This window comes from Gordonia sp. (in: high G+C Gram-positive bacteria) (assembly GCF_049299075.1).
In the GTDB taxonomy this organism is placed as follows: domain Bacteria; phylum Actinomycetota; class Actinomycetes; order Mycobacteriales; family Mycobacteriaceae; genus Gordonia.
On sequence record NZ_JBAQWU010000316.1, the window covers coordinates 1 to 18316 of the forward strand.

Here is an 18316-nt window from a genome sequence, read left to right on the forward strand (position 1 = left end):
GGAGTGTGGCGCGGGTCTCAAAGAGGTGAACCAAGTCGCCGTAGTACCACTCAACAACTAGTCCGAGGTCGGGTCCGTCCTTGTACTCATTGCGTTGCAGACGGTCTAGCCACGCGTGGAGTTTGAGGACGGCGTATCCGGCAGGCGTTGCCAGACGAACGCCAGGCAGTTCTGGCAGTCGTTCGGCATTGTCGAACGCATCGCGGAAGCCGTGCACGTTCATTGGTTCGCCAGGGTGGGGTGCAACACGGTTCCCGGAGGGAGTTCGACGTCGCCGAATGGGATCACGTCGACTGGAATATCGGCTATCAGGAATCGGTGACCCGCGTCGTGCACCGCGCTGCGGAGATGGGGGAACGTGGCGCGAATGGCAAGGAATGTCGACCAGTCGCTGGTGGCGATGGCAATATCTGCGTCGTGTGTCTGGCGGAGGGCCGTGTGGTTTCCGTATGCGGTGTGAAGGAGATCTCGGCAACGTGCTCCAACCAGCATGAGGTCTTCGGCGTCGACGATGCCGTGTAATTCCGCGGCGATCCTAGCGACGTCGTCGTAGGTCTCAGGCGGGCAGCGAATCAAGTCGTACACTTTGCATCCTGAATTCGGCGGCCGCTGCCGCTTGTCGCGGTTCACGGGCCGAGATGAGGTCCGCGTACACAATGGGTGCGGGCGCGGCGTCGAGAGCCGAGTCGCTCGCCGGTGGCAGGTCCGTCCAGAACTTGCGCCGGATGGTGATGTTGCCGTGGGGGTCGCGCCGCCAGCGATTGCGCATGATGAGCTGTGCGGGAAGCTCGTCGCGGTGCGGCGTGTCAACGTAAATCGTCAGTGTTTGAGGATGCCGGATGAGCTGCGGCACCGCGCATTCGCCACTGAGTGACACGTCCGGTGTCGTCGTCTGCCGCGCTTCTACCTCACCGGATCCGATGAAGACGGTGCTGTTGGCGCCCAGGCCATCGCGGTACGCCTCCGCCCATAGATCCAGCAGTTTGCCGCCGTGGACGAGGTGGCGATGCCTGCCCTCGGCGACCAGGAAACCGCTGTCGAGCAAAGCGTCGACGGTGTTCTGGGCGGTCCCGAGGGACACTCCGGAATGGTGGGCCAGACGCTGCCGGGAGGCGCCCGCGAGTGAGGGTTCGGTGAGGATGGCGCAGACGACCTGAGCGCGGCGTGCACTGAACAGGTTCATCGGCCGTGCGGAGGAAGGGGCCGAACTCAGGTGCGATCCCGGTGCACGGGGGCGTCCGCGCACGTCGATCATCACGCCGGGTGCCCGGATATAGGCGTTGCCTGCCCGGTCGCAGAACCAGACGCCTAGGCTCCGCAGATGGGCGGCGGTGCGGCCGTGGAAGTGGTCGTCCAGCAGCAGGAGATGAGTGTCGTCGTCAGCGGGATGAGGCCAGTGGGGAGGCACGGTATTGGGGGAGTAGAGAGCCTGTACCGGAAGTGGGTCGGCGGTGGACGGTCGAAGGTCGAGATACTGTTCGTGGTCTGCGTTCAGGGCCGACAGGTCCGGGGTAGTCACGCCGTACTCCGCGAGGCGCGCGTGGATTTCGGTCGCGACCTCGGGTGGGATCCGCACACCAAATTCAAACGACACAGTTTTCAATATAATTGAAAACCTGAAAGAAATGAACGACTACGCCAGGACCACGGCGAGCAGCGCGATCACCGGGATCGCCAGCACAGTGGTGACCAGTGCGGTATCGCGCGCCAGGATCTCGCCGCGGCCGTACCGGGTGGCGTAGACCAGCACGTTTTGTGCGGTGGGTAGCGCCGCGATCACGACCTGTGCGAACAGTGCCTCACCGGTCATGCCGAAGCCGTAGTGCGCCAGCAGGTAGGCGATCAGCGGCATCAGCGCCATCTTCAGCACGGCGGCCAGCGCGATGTCTCGGCGCGGTGTCGCGCCCTTCTTGAACACCTGGACCCCGGTCAGTGACAGCCCGAAGGTCAGCAGTGCCAGCGGCACCGAGGCCTTCGCCAGCATGTCCAGCGGTGAGAAGACCGCGGGGGGCAGTGCCAACCCACTCAAGGCCAGCGCGAGCCCGATCAGCCCGCCGATCACGATCGGATTGGTCAGCGGTGTGCGCACCGTCTGCCACATCGACCCTCGATGGGCCCGATCGAGGGCCGTCAGATCCAGCATGGCCAGCGCGATCGGCGAGTACAGCATGATCTGAAACAGCAGGAGCGGCGCGATGAACGAGGCGTCGTCGAGCACAAAGATGGCGATGGGGAGCCCGAGGTTCACGCTATTGACGTACGACGACGAGAGCGCGCCGATGGTCGCCTCCGGGATGGCGCGCCGCCACAGCACGCGCACCACGAGAAAGTGGATCGCTCCGACGCTGACCGCTGCGATTGCGGCGACCGCCAGGGTGGGGGAGAAGACCACCGACAGGTCGTTGGTGGATAGCGAGGTGATCATCAGCGCCGGGGTGCACACGAAGAAGACCAGCCTGGCCAGTACGGCGACGGCCTGGTCGCCGAGCGCCCGGGTGCGACCCAGCAGGTAGCCGATCGCCACCACGATGAAGATGACGGTGAATCCGGAGGCGACACCTGACACGGTCGGCAATTCTAGCCCTCACATCGTGTTTTGCCTGATGCGTCGTGGAAAGGCTAGTCTGTTCTGGTTGTGTGCCGCGCGTGAAGGCGTGACACATCTGCGAGCAAGAGCCGCGAGTCGGCCGGATCGGGTACCCGAACCCCACTCGCGCCAGCACAGTAGAGCAAGTAGAGAAGGGCTGAAATCATGGCAGTGCCGAAGCGCCGGATGTCGCGGGCCAACACCCGCATGCGTCGTTCGCAGTGGAAGGCGGACAACGCCGTTCTGCAGGAAGAGAAGATCGACGGTGTCGCGCACCGGATTCCGCGTCGACTGGTGAAGGCCGCGAAGCTGGGCCTGGTCGACCTCGACCGTCGCTGAGCGATACCGAAGCGAGCTCCATGAGCCGCGACTGACATCTGTCAGTCGCGGCTTGTGGCATCTGGGTGTGGCGGACTATCGCCAATTCCATACGATTCTGTATCCAAGTGACTAAGATCACTTGTGTTACCGAAGAGTTGGGGCTTTGACGTGCGAACCTTTCTTGCCGTAGTGACTACGGCCACGCTGCTGATCGCCGGCCTGAGTGTGTCCCCGGCCACCGCAGCGTGTACCAGGCCTATCTGATCGATGCGCCACCCGGTGCCCGCGTGCAACTGATCGACGGCGCCGGCGCGAGTGTGGGCAGCGGGCAGGTCGATCGGCTCGGTTCGTTCCTGGTCCGCGAACTGCGGGCGGGCGAGGGATACCGGTTTGTCGTCGCAGGCAAACCCGGCAATACCTTCGCCGTCCGCGACGAGAGCGCCCCCGATCGCGTGACGGTGTGGAGCTCGCTGTCACCGTCCGGCTCCCGGTGGGCAAGACCCTGGCCGACGGCCCGTTCCCCACCGTGATTGAGCACTCCGGCTATCAGCATGCTGCTCCGGGCGACTTCCTGATGGGGGCCGTCGGCGGCCTCGCCGGTGCGCCCGATCCGATGGCCCCGGCCACCGGCACCCTGCTCGGCAACCTGGTGGCCCCGGTCGCCGGATTCGCCTCGGTGAACGTCCAGATGCGCGGCTCAGGCTGCTCGGGCGGCGCCTTCGACCTCTTTGACTACCCGACCATTTATGACGGCTATGACATCGTCGAGGCCGTCGCCGCACAGCGCTGGGTCAAACACCACAAAGTCGGAATGATCGGTATCTCCTTCTCCGGCATCTCGCAGATCTCCGCTGCCGGCACCCGCCCGCCGAGCCTGGCCGCGATCGCGCCGATGAGTTTGACCGACGACCTGTACTCCACCGGTTTCCCGGGCGGCATCTTCAACGACGGCTTCGCCAACTCCTGGCTGGTGGACCGGCAGGCCGAAGCCGAGCCGGCCCCCGCCAAGGGGGCACAGCCCTACGCTAACGAACTAGTGCGTCGCGGCGACAAGCACTGCCTAGCGAATCAGAAGCTGCGCCTGCAGACCCAGCGCATCAAGCAGCTGATCGAGGAGAACCCGACACGCACCACCGCGCTTATGGAACACCGCGCACCCGCCCACTGGGCGCCCAAGGTGGACGTCCCGGTCTACCTGGTCGGCGCCCTGCAGGACGAGCAGACCGGACCCCAGTGGACGTCGATCATCCCGAAGTTCAACGGGAACAGCAAAGTATGGGTGCGCATGATGAACGGCGCGCATCTGGACTCGATCGGCCCGCAATTCCTGGGGCCCTGGTACGAGTTCCTGCGCCTCTACGTCGACGGCACCGTGCCCAAGCCGAATCCGGCGCTCACCGCGCTGATGCCTGCGGTCTACGCGGCCGTGACCAACGCGCCTGGTCGTCAGGTGGTCACCGCGCGCCACCCGAATGCTGGGTCGCTGGCGCAGGCCAAGGCGCACTTCGAGCGTGATCCGCGCGTCCAGGTCTTCTTTGACAACGGATCGGGTACCCCGATCCCGGGCAACCTATCGGCCCCCTGGTCGCGCGGCTTCGGTGGCTGGCCGGTGGCCGCGGCCGGCAACGGACAGCGCTGGACCCTCGATGCCGGTGGCCGTTTGACGACGGCGCCGGCCGCCGCCTCGTCGGTGAGTTTCCGCCCTGATCCGAAGGCGCGCCCGGCCGGCACGATGGACGTCGTGGGCGCGTCCACCGAACCGTGGTCGGCGACGGCTCGGTACAACTGGGCGCCGATCCCCGGGCGCGCTGGTGTCGGCTTCATCACGGGTGCGCAGCCGCGCGATGTGTTGATGGTGGGCCCGGCCAGCCTGGATCTGCAACTGTCGTCCTCGGCGCCGGACACCGACCTGCAGGCGACGGTCTCCGAGGTACGGCCCGACGGTACCGAGATCCTGGTGACCACCGGTCTGCTGCGCGCGTCGTTGCGGGCGACCAACGGTGCGGCGACGCCGCTGAATCCGTCGCGCGATTGGCTGGTGTCGTCGCCGCTCTCGGGTACCCAGCTGACCCGGATCTCGCTCAACCCGATCGGCCACACGATCCGCAAGGGCTCGAAGATTCGCGTCACCATCACTGCGCCGGGCGGCGATAAGACGTCCTGGCGCTTCCACACTCCGAACACCGGGGGTGCCGTCGTGGACACGCTGCAACTCGGTGTCGGCGGTTCATCGTTGGTGCTCCCGGTGATTGCCGGCCAGTGGGCCGGGGCCGGTGTGCCCGCGTGTGCGGACTTGCGCGGCCAGCCGTGCCGTCGCTACCGTCCCGCATTCAACGGCGGCTGAGGGGCGCCACCGGCGTTGATCGCTACTGGGCCAGCACCTTGTTGACCGCGCGGTTCATGCTGTTCGGGAGGAACTTGGCGGCATTGCCCAGGACGGTGGTCTGCGCGCCCACCGAGTAGCTGGTGCGGCCGGTGGCACGATCAAGCCGGTTCGGGTGCACCGCTTCCCAGACCTTCGCGGCGACGTCGTCGGGCGTCAGTCGGACGCCAAGGGTCTTGGTGCTCTTGGCGTCAGTCTGCGCGAGCGCGGTCTTGGCCCAGAGCGGCCAGATGGAGACAGCGCGGATATCGTCGGCCTGCCACTCGAGTCCCAAGGCTTCGGTGAGGCCGGCGACAAAGAATTTGGTCGCGCTGTAGACCGCAATGCCGGGCTGCCCGTAGATGGCCGACGCCGAGGCGATGTTCACCAGGTGTGCGCCGGGGGTGGCCTTGAGGTACTGATGGGCGGCCTGGGCGCCGAGGGCGACCCCGAGGGCATCGATGTCGATCTGCGCTTTGATGGCCTCGGGAGAGATGTCGGTCAGGTCGCCGGACAGCAGGATTCCGGCGTTGTTGTCGAGTACGTCGAGTTGGCCGTCGGTGTGCGCGGTGAAGTCGGCGAGGGCCCGCTCCCATTCGGCGGCCTCGCGGACGTCGAGCCTGCCGGTGATGAAGCCGGGATTCTCCGCCGCCACCGTGGCCAGGGCTTCGTCGTTCACGTCGTAGACGCCGACGGTCCAGCCGTCCTTGGCGAAGCGCTGGGCGGTGGCCAGGCCGATGCCAGCGGCTCCTCCGGAAATGAAAATCGATGGCATGCTTCCTCCACTCTGTCGTGCAGATAAGGCGGCCCTTACCTATCGGTGAGGGTTCCAGACCGTTTACCTGCGCGCAAGCCAGTGCTATCGTGACAATAAGCGTTGTAACAGTATGGACTGTCGCAACGGTCGTAGCCACGTAGGAGGTCACCGATGACTGCCGCTAGAGAACGTGTAGAGATCGCCACCGAACTCCCCGGCACCGTGGTGAGCCTCCAAGACGAGGGCGTCGAACAGGTTTCGCAGCGCCTCATCGCGTCGGCGGCCCGCCTGTCGCGCAACGCGATGACCGAGATCGACTGGTCGCTGCCAATGGACCCGGAGAAGTACGGCTGCAGCCCGGAGTGGAGTTCGCTGTACGGCACCGACTACTGGAACGAACTCACCCCGGCGCAGCGCATCTCGCTGACCCGCCATGAGTTCGCCTCGATCATGTGCATCGGCATCTGGTTCGAGATGATCCTGCAAGAGATGGTCATCCGCGACCAGTACCTCGGTGACTACCACGGCTCGGAGTTCCAGTTCGCACTGGTCGAGATCGCCGACGAGTGTCGGCACAGCATTATGTTCGCCAAGGCCTCGGAGAAGATGGTCGGCAAGAGCTATCGGCCGGCCAAGGGCGTCGGCAGGCTGGGCAAGGTCTTCAAAACCTTCGCCAAGAACGAGGTCGCCTACGCCGGGATCCTGGTGGCCGAGGAAGTGCTCGACGTCTTCCAACGCGGCTGTATGCGCGATGAGCGAGTGCTGCCGTTTATTCGGACGGTCAACGAGATTCACGTGCTTGAGGAAGCGCGCCACATGAAGTTCGCGCGGGAAGAAGTCCGGGAATCGGTCCGGGGCATCAGCCGGGCGCGTCGCGAGCTCAGCGCCTACCTGACCGCCGCCGGGGCCTACTACATCGTGTCGAGTCTGATCCGACCGCAGGCCTACGCCGACGCCGGTCTGGACCCCGAACGCGCGCAGCGCGAAGCTCACCACAACGAGCACTTCCATTCGATGATCCGCAGTAGCTGCGCGCATCTGATGGAGTTCCTCGATGAGGTGGGGTTGCTCACCAAACCGGCCTTGCGGATCTACCGCAAGATTCACATGATCTGAGGCCGCCCATGCCCTACGTCATCACCCAGTCGTGCTGCAGCGACGCCGGGTGCGTCTCAGTCTGCCCGGTGAACTGCATCCACCCAACACCCGACGAGCGCGGTTTCGGTACATCCGACATCCTGCACATCGATCCGCAGGTCTGCATCGACTGCGGCGCCTGCGCGGACGCATGCCCGGTGAACGCGATCTTCCCGGCCGACCGGCTCGCCCCACGCGATCAGATCTTCATCGAGATCAACGCCGATTTCTACCGCCGTAACCCGGACATCTCGTCCGGCTGGACCGACGTGGTGTACCCGGATCTGCCCCGCCTGCCCGACGGCCTGCGGGTCGCGGTGGTCGGCACCGGACCGTCTGGTGGCTACGCGCTGCGCACCATCTTGAACCGGACGCAGGCCACCGTCACCGTGATCGACCAGTTACCCACCCCGGGCGGCCTGGTGCGCGCGGGCGTCGCCCCCGACCACCCGAGTACCAAAGACGTGATGAAGACCTTCGACATCCTCTACCGGGACCCGAAGGTCACTATGGCGACCAATGTGCAGGTGGGTGCTGACGTCGCCGCCGGTCAGATCACTCCGGCCGAACTGGCTGCACACTTCGACGCGGTCTTCTATGCGGTCGGCGCCAGCCAAAGCCGCAGCCTCGGCATTCCCGGTGAGGACCTGCCCGGTTCCACCTCCGCCACCGAGTTGGTGGCCTGGTACAACGCGGTGCCCGGCGCCGACGGGCCGCAGATCCCCCTCGACGGCACCGGCCGCGCCGTCGTGGTGGGCACCGGCAACGTCGCCCTCGATGTCGCCCGCATCCTGGTCTCGCCGCCGGGCGAACTGGCGGCCACCGACATCGCCGACCGGGCCCTGGCATTGCTGCGTGAGCAGAACATCCACGAGGTGGTGCTACTGGGCCGACGCGGCCAAGATTCGGCCGCGTACACCGCCGCGGAGTACCGGGCCCTGTCGGTGATCCCGGGTGTTGAAGTGATCGTGCACGACGAGGCGGCCGGTGCGCTGCCGGACCTGAGTGCGCCCGCCGACCCGGGCAACCGGCGGATCGTCTTCCTATTCCACACGTCGCCGGTCCGCGCCACCGGTGATGGCCGGGTCGATTCGGTGATCGTGACGACCGGCGGACGCGAGCACCCGATCGCGGCGGACCTGCTGGTTCGGTCCATCGGCTATCGGTCCGCGCCGATCGGCGGTCTGCCGTTCGACGAGCAGACCGGACGCTTCCCGAACACCGATGGGCGCCTGCTCGCCGAGTCCGGCGCGGTGCTCCCGGGCGTATACGTGCGGGGCTGGGCCGCGCGCGGCTCGACCGGCGGCATCGGTGCGAACAAGTTGAACGCGATCGACGTCGTCGAGAAATTCATTGACGACGTCGTCGAGCACCGGATTCAGCGTCCGGCAGCCGGGCCGGAGGCCTTCGATGCGCTCCTGCGTCAGCGGCACCGCGGAGTGGTCGGCTACCGCGGTATTCGGGCCATCGACCGGCGAGAGCGGGAGCAGGGGCAGCGGGAGGGTCGTCCGCGCGTGAAGTTCACCGAGGTGTCCGAGATGCTGTCGGCGGCGGGTCGGCGCAAACGGTGAACCCCGGCGAACCTGCGACACGGGCGGCAGTTCAGGCCACTCTCAGGCCGAGTGGATAAGACTGTAGGCATGCGCATTCTTGTGGTCGACGACGATCGGGCCGTCCGGGAGTCCCTGCGGCGATCGCTGACGTTCAACGGGTACACGGTGGACACCGCGGGCGACGGACTCGAAGCCCTGGAGAAGATCGTCGCCGATCGGCCCGAGATGCTGGTGCTCGATGTGATGATGCCGCGACTGGACGGACTCGAGGTGTGCCGTCGGCTGCGGTCGGCTGGCGACGACATTCCGATCCTCGTCCTCACCGCGCGCGACTCGGTGTCCGAGCGGGTCAGCGGTCTGGATGCGGGCGCCGACGACTACTTGCCCAAACCGTTTGCGATGGAGGAGTTGCTGGCCCGGTTGCGCGCGCTGTCGCGGCGCACCGCCCGTGAGGACGACCTCGACTCCGAGGCGGTCAGTTTCGAAGATCTCACGCTGGATCCGGTGACGCGCGAGGTGACCCGCGGCGAGCGGCAGATCAGCCTGACCCGCACCGAGTTCGCGTTGCTGGAAATGCTGATGGCCAACCCGCGCCGGGTACTCACGCGCAGTCGGATCCTGGAAGAGGTGTGGGGCTACGACTTCCCGACTTCCGGCAATGCGCTCGAGGTGTACATCGGATATCTGCGCCGCAAGACCGAAGCCGATGGTGAGTCGCGGCTGATTCACACCGTTCGCGGTGTCGGTTACGTGCTCCGCGAGAACGCGCCGTAGCCGTCGATGCGTGAGCCGATCGGCCTCACCCGGACCGTGTCCCTGCGCACCCGCGTTGCGTTGCTGGCGGCGGCGCTCGTGCTGCTGTCGGCGATGCTGATGGCCGGGGCGACATTCATCTTCGTCTCCCGCGCGCTGTATCAAGAGGCCGATACTCAGCTGGTGGTTCGCGCCGACGGGATCTCGGCGCTCGCCGAGACCGGCCAGCTTGCGAAAAATCCGCGGCTGATCACCGGCACCGTGTACTCGACCAACATCACCGTCGCCCTGATCCAGCCTGACGGTTTGGCGTACCAGGTCGGCGAGGTGCCGTTCGAGGACGATGAGCGTGCCATCGCGGCCGCGCCCTATGTGGACGGCGACGCGGACCAGAGCCTGCGGACCGTCGACAATCAGCGGGTGCTGGCGCGCAAACTGCCCGACGGCCACACCCTCGTCTTGGCGCAAAGTCTGCACCGCACCGATGCGATCCTCAGTCGCCTCGCCTCGGTGCTCTTCGTCGCCGGCGGCATCGGAGTGGCCTTCGCTGTGGTGGCCGGCGCGGTCGTGGCCCGCGGTGGTCTGCGGCCGGTGGCCCGACTGACCGGTGCCGTCGAGCACGTCGCCCGGACGCAGGATCTCCGGCCGATTCCGGTGGTCGGGCACGACGAGATTGCCCGCCTCACCGAGTCGTTCAACGCGATGCTGGCCGCCCTGGGTGATTCGCGGGACCGGCAGGCGCGGCTCGTCGCCGACGCTGGGCACGAGCTCAAAACCCCGCTGACCTCGCTGCGCACTAATCTGGAACTGTTGATCGCCGCCTCCGAGCCGGGGGCGCCGTCGATTCCGGTATCGGACATGGTGGAGTTGCGCTCGGACGTGGTGGCCCAGATTGAGGAGCTCTCGACGCTCGTCGGCGACCTGGTAGATCTGGCGCGCGAGGATTCCGGCGACGTTGTCTTCGAAGAGTGCGATCTCGTGGAGATCATCGACGAGTCGCTGGTCCGGGTACGACGGCGCCGTGCCGATGTGGACTTCGCGGTGCAGGCGCAACCATGGTTTGTGTACGGCGAGGTCGCTGGGCTGGCACGGGCGGTACTGAACGTGCTCGACAACGCTGCCAAATGGAGTCCACCGGGCCGCGCGGTGCACGTCCGGCTGCGACAGACCGGGCCGGAGACCGCCGAATTGACGGTCGCCGATGCCGGCCCGGGCATTCCGCCCGAGGACCGCGAGTTGGTGTTCGAACGCTTCTATCGGGCCGCGGCCACCCGTTCGATGCCCGGCTCGGGTCTCGGGCTGGCAATTGTGCGGCAGGTGGTCATGCGTCTGGGCGGCCGCGTCGTGGCCGAGGCGTCGGACGACGGTGGCGCGCTGATCCGGATGACCCTGCCGGGCAGTCCGGTACACACCGAGCCCGAGCCGATGCTGGTTCCGCGCCAGTGACCGTGCTGGCGCACGATGACCGGTCCGTCGGCTCTTTCAGTGATTCGGCAGGGTTGACTGAGCTGCTTCACAGGTACTTCTTCTAGGGTTGTCGCATGACACAGCCGGGCCCACCCGAGTACGGGCATAATCCACCGTCGACTACCCACACCTGGCAGCAGATGCCGCCCGCCGCGCCGTTCTCCGGTCAGCCTGCTTCGGGGTCGCCAAACCGCGGGCGTGGTCCGGTCTGGTTCGCCCTGCTGGCCGTGCTGGCATTGGTGGCCGGTCTCCTCGGCGGACTCGGCGGAGCTGCCTTGCTGCGGGATTCGTCGTCGACCAGTTCGCCGGTGCTGGGCGGCGCCCCCGGCGGTCGGATGACCGAGCAGCCGCCGGCCGAACCGGGTTCGGTGCAAGAGGTCGCGGCCCGAGTGCTGCCCTCAGTTGTCTCGATCGCGGTGTCTGTCGGCCGCCAGTCCGGCAGCGGGTCCGGTGTGGTCCTCTCGGCGGACGGCACCATTTTGACCAATGCGCATGTGGTTAGTGCTGGCGGCACCGACGCCGCCCGCGACGTGCTGGTCAGTTACAGCAACGGCAAGCGCGCTCGCGCGCGGGTACTCGGCGCCGACCCCATGTCCGACATTGCCGTCATCAAGGCGGAGAGCACCGGTTTGACGCCGATCACCGTGGGCGCCTCAGACAATCTGACCGTCGGGCAGGATGTGATCGCGATCGGCTCGCCGCTCGGCTTGGCAGGCACGGTCACCACCGGCATCATCAGCGCCCTGAACCGCCCGGTGTCGACTACCGGTGCCGACGGCTCGCACGAGTCGGTGATCGACGCGATCCAGACGGACGCGGCGATCAACCCGGGCAATTCCGGTGGCGCACTGGTCAATGCGGCCGGTGCGCTGATCGGCGTCAATTCGGCGATCGCGACGATGGGCAGTTCGCAGGGCGCAAGTGGTTCTATCGGCCTTGGTTTCGCGATCCCGATCGACCAGGCGATGCGCGTGGCTAAACAGATCATTGCCGGACAGCCGGTGACGCGCGCCAACCTCGGCGTGAACGTCCGCCCCAGTCCTGATCCGATGGCGCCCGGCGCCGTGGTGGCCGGGCTCGTGGCCGGTGGCGCAGCTCAGCAGGCCCGGATTCCTGAGGGCGCGGTGATCACCGCCGTCGACGACCGCACTATCGCTTCCTCGGAGGATCTGGTGGCGGCGATCCGCTCGCGTGAGCCGGGGGAGACAGTGAAGATCACCTACACCGACCAGGGGCGTGCCGCGACGGCTACCGTGAAGCTAGGTGAGGCATGAGCAGGAGAGAGGATCTGTTGATGATCGACGCAGCTGACGCCGAGGCAGATGCAGCCGCACGCGAGGAGATCGGCGAGTCAGACGGACCGCTGCTGCGGGCTTTGGTTGTCGTGGTCGACGATCACGAAGATTCCGCGCTGATCGGTCCGATCGTGTGCGAGCTGCTCGAGGAGGGCGACTTCCATGTCGACGCGACGGTCACTGTCTCTGGTGACGAAGTGGAGATCCGCAATGCGCTGAACACCGCGGTGATCGGCGGCGTGGACCTGGTGATTTCAGTGGGCGGTGTGGGCGTGCGCGCCCGCGACGTCACTCCGGAGGCCACCGAGCCGTTGTTGGACCGCAGGCTGCAGGGGATCGAAGAGGCGCTGCGCACCTCGGGGCTCTCCGCCGGAGCCGCCGACGGCGGGCTGTCACGCGGTGTTGCCGGGGTGTCCGGGCAGACGGTGGTGGTGAATCTGGCGAATTCTCGTGCCGCCGTCCGCGACGGTATGGCCACCGTGATTCCGTTGTCGCACTTCATCATTGACCAGATCAATAGTGAATTCTGACTCCGATTCGGCGGCCGGCGTCGAACCCGAATGGCGCACCCGCGCGCGTCTGGATGCCGTATTCGGGACATCTGGAACAGACGTGACCGCCGATCCGGGTGAGACACCTCACACCGCGCGCGGCCGCGACTGGTACGACGAGAATCGACCACCGCACCACGGATAGCCGCTGGCCAGCGCCTATTTGATTCCGCGCATGCGAAGCAGAATCCGCCCGTTTACCGCCGGTTTACCGGCGACACCCCGTGGTAACGAAGTCGTTCGGTCGACCGATGGTGGTGGACCTGCTCGCCGCGTTATCCTATTCCTCGAACACGGCACTCTCAGGGTTTCCTTGCACACCGTTCAGGTAGCCCCGCCCCCGATTTCATGAGGAGATCCCCATGCGCAAGAACTTCATGCGCACCGCTGTTGTGGCTGCCACTGTCGCCGCAATCGGTGCTACCGGCGTGATTGTCAACGCCGGCGACGCCGACGCTGCCGGCCTGCCGAACGGCTTCAAGAAGAGCAGCGGCATTGACGGCCAGACGGTCACCATCAAGCGCACCGGTGAGCGCGCCAACCCAATGCCGTCGGTCGCTAACAATGGGGCCGGCCGCGCCGCCGCCGTCTCGGGCACCTACAAGGCCACCCTGAACAAGGGCAAGGGCCACATGACGGTCAGCTACTTGGTCGGCTGCCAGGTCGACATCACCGGCCTTGAGGGCGGGCTCAGCGGCGCCATCGGCTTTACCTCGTCGCTGAGTGGCTCGATCTCGGTGCCGCTCAAGCCTGGCCAGGTCGCGGTCGTCACCTCCGACGCCATGAGCATCACCAAGGGCAAGGCCACCATGATGGTCGACGGCTTCCACATCGACGTGCAGCAGTGCGGCGGCTACGCCTCGGCCCGCTCCATGGTCCGCGTGATGGCCGCCGATGGCCTGTCCACCGAAGACGGCGGCCTCTCGGGCAACAGCGGCTTCTTGCAGACCACCCTGTACGGCGCCCCGTTCAGCCTGAACTGATCCCATCACTCGCGAAGGAACCAAGCACATGACGAACCTGAATATGCGCGTGATGACCGGCGCTGCCGTCGCCGGCGTCGCTCTGATCGCCGTCACCGGTATCACCGCCGGCACGGCTGAGGCGGGCAAGCTGCCCGGGGCCAGCAAGACCAAGAGCTTCGAGGACGGCAGCGTCCAGATCCGGCTGTTCGACGAGAGCTACAGCATTCAGCGGGCGGTCACCAACGTCCCGACCTCCCGGGAAGTATTTGTCTCCGGCAAAGTGCGGGTCACCACCAGCGGCGGTGTCAAGGGCGCCAACGTCAACGCTGGCTACCTGGTCGGGTGTCAGCTGAACTTCGGGGCGGATGTTGGTGGCGGCATCGGCACCGGTGACTATAAGGTGTTGGAATACTCCAAACCCCCCACTGGTGCAGGTGGGACCAGCGGAAAGTTCGTGCTGTCGCCGGGCAAGGCCGGGTACGTGCCGGTGATCAAGGCGTCGGTCGGCGGCGAAGCCGTGAACAGCTTCGACTTCACTGATGCCCGCGGCGGTATGGCTTACAGCCAGGAGCGCTTCGGTGTCGATGGCTGCGCCGGCCATGCCCAGGCGATGGCCAAGGTGACCGTTAAGGTCTCCACCGACACCTTCAAGGGCAACATCACCATGTACGGCAAGCCCTTCAGCCTCGGATGATCTGACATGGGACAGATGCGGCGAATCGCCGCGATCGCGTTGACCGCGGTGACCGGTGTCGCCGCGCTCGGCCTCGGTGCCGGTTCGGCGGAGGCGGCCAAGCTCCCGGGCGGCTCCTACTCGAGGTCGATCCCCGGCGGCGGCAAGGTGAGTATCCGGCTGACCGACGAGTACGTGCGCCACGTCGGGTCGGTGGCCAACAGTCACTTCTCCCGTGAGGTGTGGGTGTCCGGCAAGGTGCGGGTCGCCACCAGCGGGCCCGTCAAGGGCGGCACGGTGACGGCAGGCTACCTGGTCGGCTGTCAACTGGAGTTCGGCGCCACTGCGGGAGTCGACGGCGGACTGACGACGGACGACGATGATGTTCTCAAGACGCCTGAGATCCAGATCCCGGGCGGCCCTACGATCAAATCCCAGCCGACGATCATCAATAAGGACAGTGGAAGCTCCGCCGGGTTCAGTATCGCCCCCGGGCAGGCGGTGTTCCAGCCGGTGGTGAATGTGAAGGTCGACGGCGAGACCGTCAACGGCTTCACGTTTACCAACCCCAAGGGTGGTGTGGCCTACAGCCAGGAGCGTTTCAGCGTCGAAGGCTGTGCCGGTTTCGCGCAGGCTCGTGCGCTGGTGAACGTTCGTGTCTCCAGTGCCGAGTTCCGCGGCAACGTCACCATGTACGGCAAGCCGTTCAGCATCGGCTGACCCGCCTCGTCGTACGTAGTCGGTACCCAAGACCGTCGCCTTCGGGCGGCGGTCTTGTGGGTTTCGACGCGCTGCGCCTGCTCAACCATCGACATGAATAGGCTGGGCGGTATGGAGACGGTGGATCTGAACCGGTATGACCCCGCGCAGCGGGCGTGGACGGCCGCGGCGGTGGCCAAGATCAAGGCCGAAGCCAACAGGTCGGCCGACACCCATCTGATCGCCGTGCCGCTACCGGAGCAGTGGGGGATCGACCTCTACCTCAAAGACGAGTCCACCCACCCGACCGGCTCGCTGAAGCACCGTTTGGCGCGCAGCCTGTTTCTGCACGCGCTGTGCAACGGGTGGATCCGCCAAGGTTCGCCCGTCGTGGAAGCCTCCAGCGGATCGACGGCCGTCTCCGAGGCGTACTTCGCGGCGCTGATCGGCGTGCCGTTCATCGCGGTGATGGCCGAGAGCACCAGTCGGGCAAAGATCGAGTTGATCGAGCGTGAGGGCGGGCAGTGCCACCTGGTGGCCGACCCCTCCACCGTGTACGACGTCGCCCAGCGCATCGCCGCGCAGCGCGGTGGGCACTATATGGATCAGTTCACCTTCGCTGAGCGGGCGACGGACTGGCGGGGCAACAACAACATCGCCGAATCGATCTTCGCGCAGCTGTCAATGGAGCGCTACTCCGATCCGGAGTGGATCGTCGCGACCGCGGGGACCGGCGGCACCTCGGCCACCATCGCCCGCTATCTGGCGTACACCGGCCGTGCCACCGGTGTGTGCGTGGCCGATCCGGAGAACTCGGCGTTCTTTCCGGCCTGGCAGGCGGGGGACTGCCAGATTACGACGGCGGTCGGCTCGCGGATCGAGGGCATCGGGCGCCAGCGCGTGGAGCCGAGTTTTGTGGGCACGGGAATCGACCGGATGATGGTGGTGCCCGACGCCGCCGCTATCGCCACCATCTGGCACCTGGAGGACGTACTGGGCCGCCGCGTGGGCGGCTCCACCGGCACCGGACTCTGGGCGGCCTACCAGATCATCGCCGAGCTGATCGCCCAGGAGCGCACCGGCAGCGTCGTCGCCCTGCTCTGCGACTCCGGCGATCGGTACACCGACAAGTACTACTCGGAGGAGTGGGTGGTGCAGGCCGGACTCGACCTCACCCCGTACGCGGCCCGGCTCGACGGGTTCTTCCGCACCGGCCGGTTCGCTTAGCGGCGGTAGGCCTCGATGTTGCGGCTGAGTTCAGTAAAGAGCGCGTGGTTCAGGTGGAAGGCCCGGCGCACTTCCTCAACCACGCGCAGGCGGTCTTCCGGCGACAAGCTCGCACCGATGGTGTCCAGCTTCGCCCGGTAGACGTCCTTGTACGGCTTGTTCTTGCCGATGTCGGCGAAGTCGTAGAACGACAGGCCCTGACCGTCGAGGTTGAACGCGCGGTCCAGGATCCGGCCGACGGCCTGACCGCCCGAGAGGTCACCCAGGTAGCGGGTGTAGTGGTGGGCCAGGTACAGCCCGCCCCAGCCCGCCGACGCAGCGATGGCCGCGGCGTAGCCCGCAGCGGCCGCCGAATCGGACTCATGACTCTCGCCGGGCGCCCAGTACTCCAGGTCGGCGTCGAGAGCGGCCAGACGGTCCAGACCGGCGTCGAGGACTGGACCGGCGACGGCGTCGTCGGTCAGTTCGCGGCCCAGTGTCTCCAGCGTCGCGTACACCGGGCGCAACGCGCGCAGGTAGGCGACATAGCCAGCCTCGTTGACCCGACCACCGAGGAGCTCGTCCATGAACACCGAGTGTTCGGCCTCGTCGTGCTCGACGGCCGAACCCTCTTTCATGGCCACCGACAGCGCCAGATCGGCGAGTTCAGCAGTATTGAGCGAGGTGGTCATTCGGATACTCCCTTGACAAGAAAGGCACGACGACGGGTGGCGTCACGATAGATAAGGCTACCTTAGCCAATGACAAAGCCGCCTCCGGCGCCCGAGGGGCGAGAGGCGGCTTTGGGCGATCCTAACGATCGCTACGATCGTCCGGTCAGCGGGAATGCCGCCCGGGGCCGTCCGCCGGATTCGGCGGTGGCGCCGCGTACTGCGGAGCCTGGGCCTGGGCCTGGGCCGGTGCTCCGGACGATGCGCGTTGCCCGGAAAGCAGATCACGAATCTCGGTGAGGACGTCGATCTCGGTGGCCTCGGCGGGTTCGGTGTCGTCACCGCGCCGCAGGGCCGCCAGCTCATTGAGCTTGTTATACGGAACGATGATCAGGAAGTAGACCACCGCCGCGACGATCACGAAGTTGATGAAGGCGGCGATGACGGCACCGAAATCCACCAGTGTCTCCGGATGGCCGGCCCGGATTTCTGTGGCCAGCCCACAGACCTGGACGGCCGCAGCCTGGGTGGAACCCTCGCCGAGCGTCATCTCCTGGTTGCAGCCGCCTCCGGTGGGGATGGAGGCCAACAGCGGGGCGACGATCTTGTTGGTGAAGGCGCTGACGATCGCGGTGAAAGCGGCGCCGATGATGACCGCAGTGGCCAACTCGACGACGTTGCCGCGCATGATGAATTCTTTAAAACCCTTGTGCACAATCGCAGTGTAGAGGTCAGTGCAGCACCAGGGTCAGCGATTTCCGCAGACTCGCCGCGGCAACCCGGTGGGCTGGTGCTTCGCCGAGGGCCAGCAAGGCGGGCGTGGCCGAATCTGCAGGTACGGCCACCACCGCGTCCCGCGCGAGGACGCCGGACTCGTCGTCGAGCACATCTACGACGTCCCCGCTGCGTAGTAGACCGGCGACCGCCGGATCGGCAGGCCGAACCGGAACCAGGCGCGCGGACCGGTCCCCGGTGAGCGCCGTGGGCAGCCGCGAGGTCAGCAGTCGGGTATCGGTGAGCACTTCACCTTTGGTGACTGCGCCGGTCAGCCGATTGCCGACGACGTCGTCGACGGATCGAAGCGTGCCGGGAAAGGCGCTCCCAGCAGGCAGCGCCGTGACCTGGACGTCGTCGCCGGTGACGACCGAGCCGGGGCGCAGATCGCGGGCCGCAACGACAGCCAGATCCGGGGAGTGCCGGCCCCGCTCGACCAGCAGCAGGCCGCCAGCCAGGACCACTAAGAGCGCGGCGATGGTCCGCCGGACGGTCGCCGCGCGCAGCGCCGCCGGTTTTCTGGTGAACAGCTGTCCGGTGATTAA

20 protein-coding genes and 1 pseudogene are annotated in these 18316 nt (G+C 66.5%); 14 read left to right on the top strand and 7 right to left on the bottom strand.

The window, feature by feature from the left end; all coding sequences use genetic code 11:
• Positions 1 to 223 (bottom strand): annotated as a pseudogene (locus WAW85_RS09715) (hypothetical protein); the annotation flags it as partial.
• A 17-nt stretch (positions 224 to 240) separates the two neighbouring features.
• Here WAW85_RS09715 and WAW85_RS09720 point away from each other — a divergent pair.
• Entirely contained in the window at positions 241 to 522 is a 282-nt protein-coding gene (locus WAW85_RS09720; RefSeq protein ID WP_422559411.1) for a hypothetical protein, read from the top strand.
• A 34-nt stretch (positions 523 to 556) separates the two neighbouring features.
• On the opposite strand, the gene WAW85_RS09725 is transcribed toward WAW85_RS09720, so the two are convergent.
• Positions 557 to 1594: a type IV toxin-antitoxin system AbiEi family antitoxin gene (locus tag WAW85_RS09725; protein ID WP_422559412.1), complete on the bottom strand. Its 1038-nt coding sequence runs from the start codon at positions 1592 to 1594 to the stop codon at positions 557 to 559.
• A gap of 39 nt (positions 1595 to 1633) precedes the next feature.
• Complete coding sequence (locus tag WAW85_RS09730; RefSeq protein ID WP_422559413.1) at positions 1634 to 2566, bottom strand: AEC family transporter; 933 nt, start codon at positions 2564 to 2566, stop codon at positions 1634 to 1636.
• 186 nt (positions 2567 to 2752) lie between these two features.
• On the opposite strand from WAW85_RS09730, the gene rpmF reads away from it, so the two are divergent.
• From rpmF to WAW85_RS09745, 3 genes are all read left to right on the top strand, one after another.
• On the top strand, positions 2753 to 2926 hold the full coding sequence (gene rpmF, locus WAW85_RS09735) for a 50S ribosomal protein L32 (protein WP_422559414.1): 174 nt from the start codon (positions 2753 to 2755) through the stop codon (positions 2924 to 2926).
• Positions 2927 to 3153: 227 nt separating this feature from the next.
• Positions 3154 to 3438, top strand: coding sequence for a hypothetical protein (locus tag WAW85_RS09740; protein ID WP_422559415.1), 285 nt, complete (start codon positions 3154 to 3156; stop codon positions 3436 to 3438).
• Positions 3369 to 5252: a CocE/NonD family hydrolase gene (locus WAW85_RS09745; RefSeq protein WP_422559416.1), complete on the top strand. Its 1884-nt coding sequence runs from the start codon at positions 3369 to 3371 to the stop codon at positions 5250 to 5252. Before WAW85_RS09740 ends, WAW85_RS09745 begins: the two co-directional genes overlap by 70 nt.
• Positions 5253 to 5274: 22 nt before the next feature.
• On the opposite strand, the gene WAW85_RS09750 is transcribed toward WAW85_RS09745, so the two are convergent.
• Complete coding sequence (locus WAW85_RS09750; protein WP_422559417.1) at positions 5275 to 6045, bottom strand: SDR family oxidoreductase; 771 nt, start codon at positions 6043 to 6045, stop codon at positions 5275 to 5277.
• A 153-nt stretch (positions 6046 to 6198) separates the two neighbouring features.
• On the opposite strand from WAW85_RS09750, the gene WAW85_RS09755 reads away from it, so the two are divergent.
• The 10 genes from WAW85_RS09755 to WAW85_RS09800 all read left to right on the top strand — a co-directional run bounded on the left by WAW85_RS09755 (position 6199) and on the right by WAW85_RS09800 (position 16347).
• Positions 6199 to 7143 carry an AurF N-oxygenase family protein gene (locus tag WAW85_RS09755; protein WP_422559418.1) on the top strand — a complete coding sequence of 315 codons (945 nt, stop codon included), beginning with the start codon at positions 6199 to 6201 and terminating at the stop codon, positions 7141 to 7143.
• Positions 7144 to 7151: 8 nt separating this feature from the next.
• The gene (locus WAW85_RS09760) at positions 7152 to 8735 is read left to right on the top strand and encodes an FAD-dependent oxidoreductase (protein ID WP_422559419.1); all 1584 of its coding nucleotides are present in this window, start codon (positions 7152 to 7154) and stop codon (positions 8733 to 8735) included.
• Between the two features lie 69 nt (positions 8736 to 8804).
• On the top strand, positions 8805 to 9491 hold the full coding sequence (locus WAW85_RS09765; RefSeq protein WP_422559420.1) for a response regulator transcription factor: 687 nt from the start codon (positions 8805 to 8807) through the stop codon (positions 9489 to 9491).
• 6 nt (positions 9492 to 9497) lie between these two features.
• The gene (locus WAW85_RS09770; protein WP_422559421.1) at positions 9498 to 10916 is read left to right on the top strand and encodes an ATP-binding protein; all 1419 of its coding nucleotides are present in this window, start codon (positions 9498 to 9500) and stop codon (positions 10914 to 10916) included.
• A gap of 95 nt (positions 10917 to 11011) precedes the next feature.
• Complete coding sequence (locus tag WAW85_RS09775) at positions 11012 to 12211, top strand: S1C family serine protease (RefSeq protein ID WP_422559422.1); 1200 nt, start codon at positions 11012 to 11014, stop codon at positions 12209 to 12211.
• A 20-nt stretch (positions 12212 to 12231) separates the two neighbouring features.
• Positions 12232 to 12762 (top strand): MogA/MoaB family molybdenum cofactor biosynthesis protein, encoded by a 531-nt coding sequence (locus tag WAW85_RS09780; protein ID WP_422559423.1) that lies wholly within the window; start codon positions 12232 to 12234, stop codon positions 12760 to 12762.
• Between the two features lie 383 nt (positions 12763 to 13145).
• Entirely contained in the window at positions 13146 to 13766 is a 621-nt protein-coding gene (locus WAW85_RS09785; protein ID WP_422559424.1) for an MspA family porin, read from the top strand.
• Positions 13767 to 13794: 28 nt separating this feature from the next.
• A complete protein-coding gene (locus tag WAW85_RS09790; protein ID WP_422559425.1) occupies positions 13795 to 14442 on the top strand; it encodes an MspA family porin in 648 nt (215 codons plus the stop codon).
• A gap of 6 nt (positions 14443 to 14448) precedes the next feature.
• Positions 14449 to 15141 (top strand): MspA family porin, encoded by a 693-nt coding sequence (locus WAW85_RS09795; protein ID WP_422559426.1) that lies wholly within the window; start codon positions 14449 to 14451, stop codon positions 15139 to 15141.
• 111 nt (positions 15142 to 15252) lie between these two features.
• The gene (locus tag WAW85_RS09800) at positions 15253 to 16347 is read left to right on the top strand and encodes a PLP-dependent cysteine synthase family protein (RefSeq protein ID WP_422559427.1); all 1095 of its coding nucleotides are present in this window, start codon (positions 15253 to 15255) and stop codon (positions 16345 to 16347) included.
• On the opposite strand, the gene WAW85_RS09805 is transcribed toward WAW85_RS09800, so the two are convergent.
• From WAW85_RS09805 to WAW85_RS09815, 3 genes are all read right to left on the bottom strand, one after another.
• Positions 16344 to 17018, bottom strand: a complete 675-nt coding sequence (locus WAW85_RS09805; protein WP_422559428.1) for a heme oxygenase (biliverdin-producing) — start codon at positions 17016 to 17018, stop codon at positions 16344 to 16346. The genes WAW85_RS09800 and WAW85_RS09805 overlap by 4 nt on opposite strands.
• Before the next feature lie 145 nt (positions 17019 to 17163).
• Entirely contained in the window at positions 17164 to 17712 is a 549-nt protein-coding gene (gene mscL / locus WAW85_RS09810; RefSeq protein WP_422559429.1) for a large conductance mechanosensitive channel protein MscL, read from the bottom strand.
• Positions 17713 to 17728: 16 nt separating this feature from the next.
• Positions 17729 to 18316 (bottom strand): SAF domain-containing protein (locus WAW85_RS09815; RefSeq protein ID WP_422559430.1); only part of this gene is annotated, 588 nt, incomplete at its 5' end.

Excerpts from the sequence above, each read along its gene's own strand:
- WAW85_RS09790 (WP_422559425.1), top strand. The coding sequence starts at position 13,795 with ATGACGAACCTGAATATGCGCGTGATGACCGGCGCTGCCGTCGCCGGC.
- WAW85_RS09785 (WP_422559424.1), top strand. The coding sequence starts at position 13,146 with ATGCGCAAGAACTTCATGCGCACCGCTGTTGTGGCTGCCACTGTCGCC.
- WAW85_RS09765 (WP_422559420.1), top strand. The coding sequence starts at position 8,805 with ATGCGCATTCTTGTGGTCGACGACGATCGGGCCGTCCGGGAGTCCCTG.
- WAW85_RS09795 (WP_422559426.1), top strand. The coding sequence starts at position 14,449 with ATGGGACAGATGCGGCGAATCGCCGCGATCGCGTTGACCGCGGTGACC.
- WAW85_RS09775 (WP_422559422.1), top strand. The coding sequence starts at position 11,012 with ATGACACAGCCGGGCCCACCCGAGTACGGGCATAATCCACCGTCGACT.
- rpmF (WP_422559414.1), top strand. The coding sequence starts at position 2,753 with ATGGCAGTGCCGAAGCGCCGGATGTCGCGGGCCAACACCCGCATGCGT.
- WAW85_RS09770 (WP_422559421.1), top strand. The coding sequence starts at position 9,498 with ATGCGTGAGCCGATCGGCCTCACCCGGACCGTGTCCCTGCGCACCCGC.
- WAW85_RS09805 (WP_422559428.1), bottom strand. The coding sequence starts at position 17,018 with ATGACCACCTCGCTCAATACTGCTGAACTCGCCGATCTGGCGCTGTCG.
- WAW85_RS09750 (WP_422559417.1), bottom strand. The coding sequence starts at position 6,045 with ATGCCATCGATTTTCATTTCCGGAGGAGCCGCTGGCATCGGCCTGGCC.
- WAW85_RS09755 (WP_422559418.1), top strand. The coding sequence starts at position 6,199 with ATGACTGCCGCTAGAGAACGTGTAGAGATCGCCACCGAACTCCCCGGC.
- WAW85_RS09760 (WP_422559419.1), top strand. The coding sequence starts at position 7,152 with ATGCCCTACGTCATCACCCAGTCGTGCTGCAGCGACGCCGGGTGCGTC.
- WAW85_RS09800 (WP_422559427.1), top strand. The coding sequence starts at position 15,253 with ATGGAGACGGTGGATCTGAACCGGTATGACCCCGCGCAGCGGGCGTGG.
- WAW85_RS09780 (WP_422559423.1), top strand. The coding sequence starts at position 12,232 with ATGATCGACGCAGCTGACGCCGAGGCAGATGCAGCCGCACGCGAGGAG.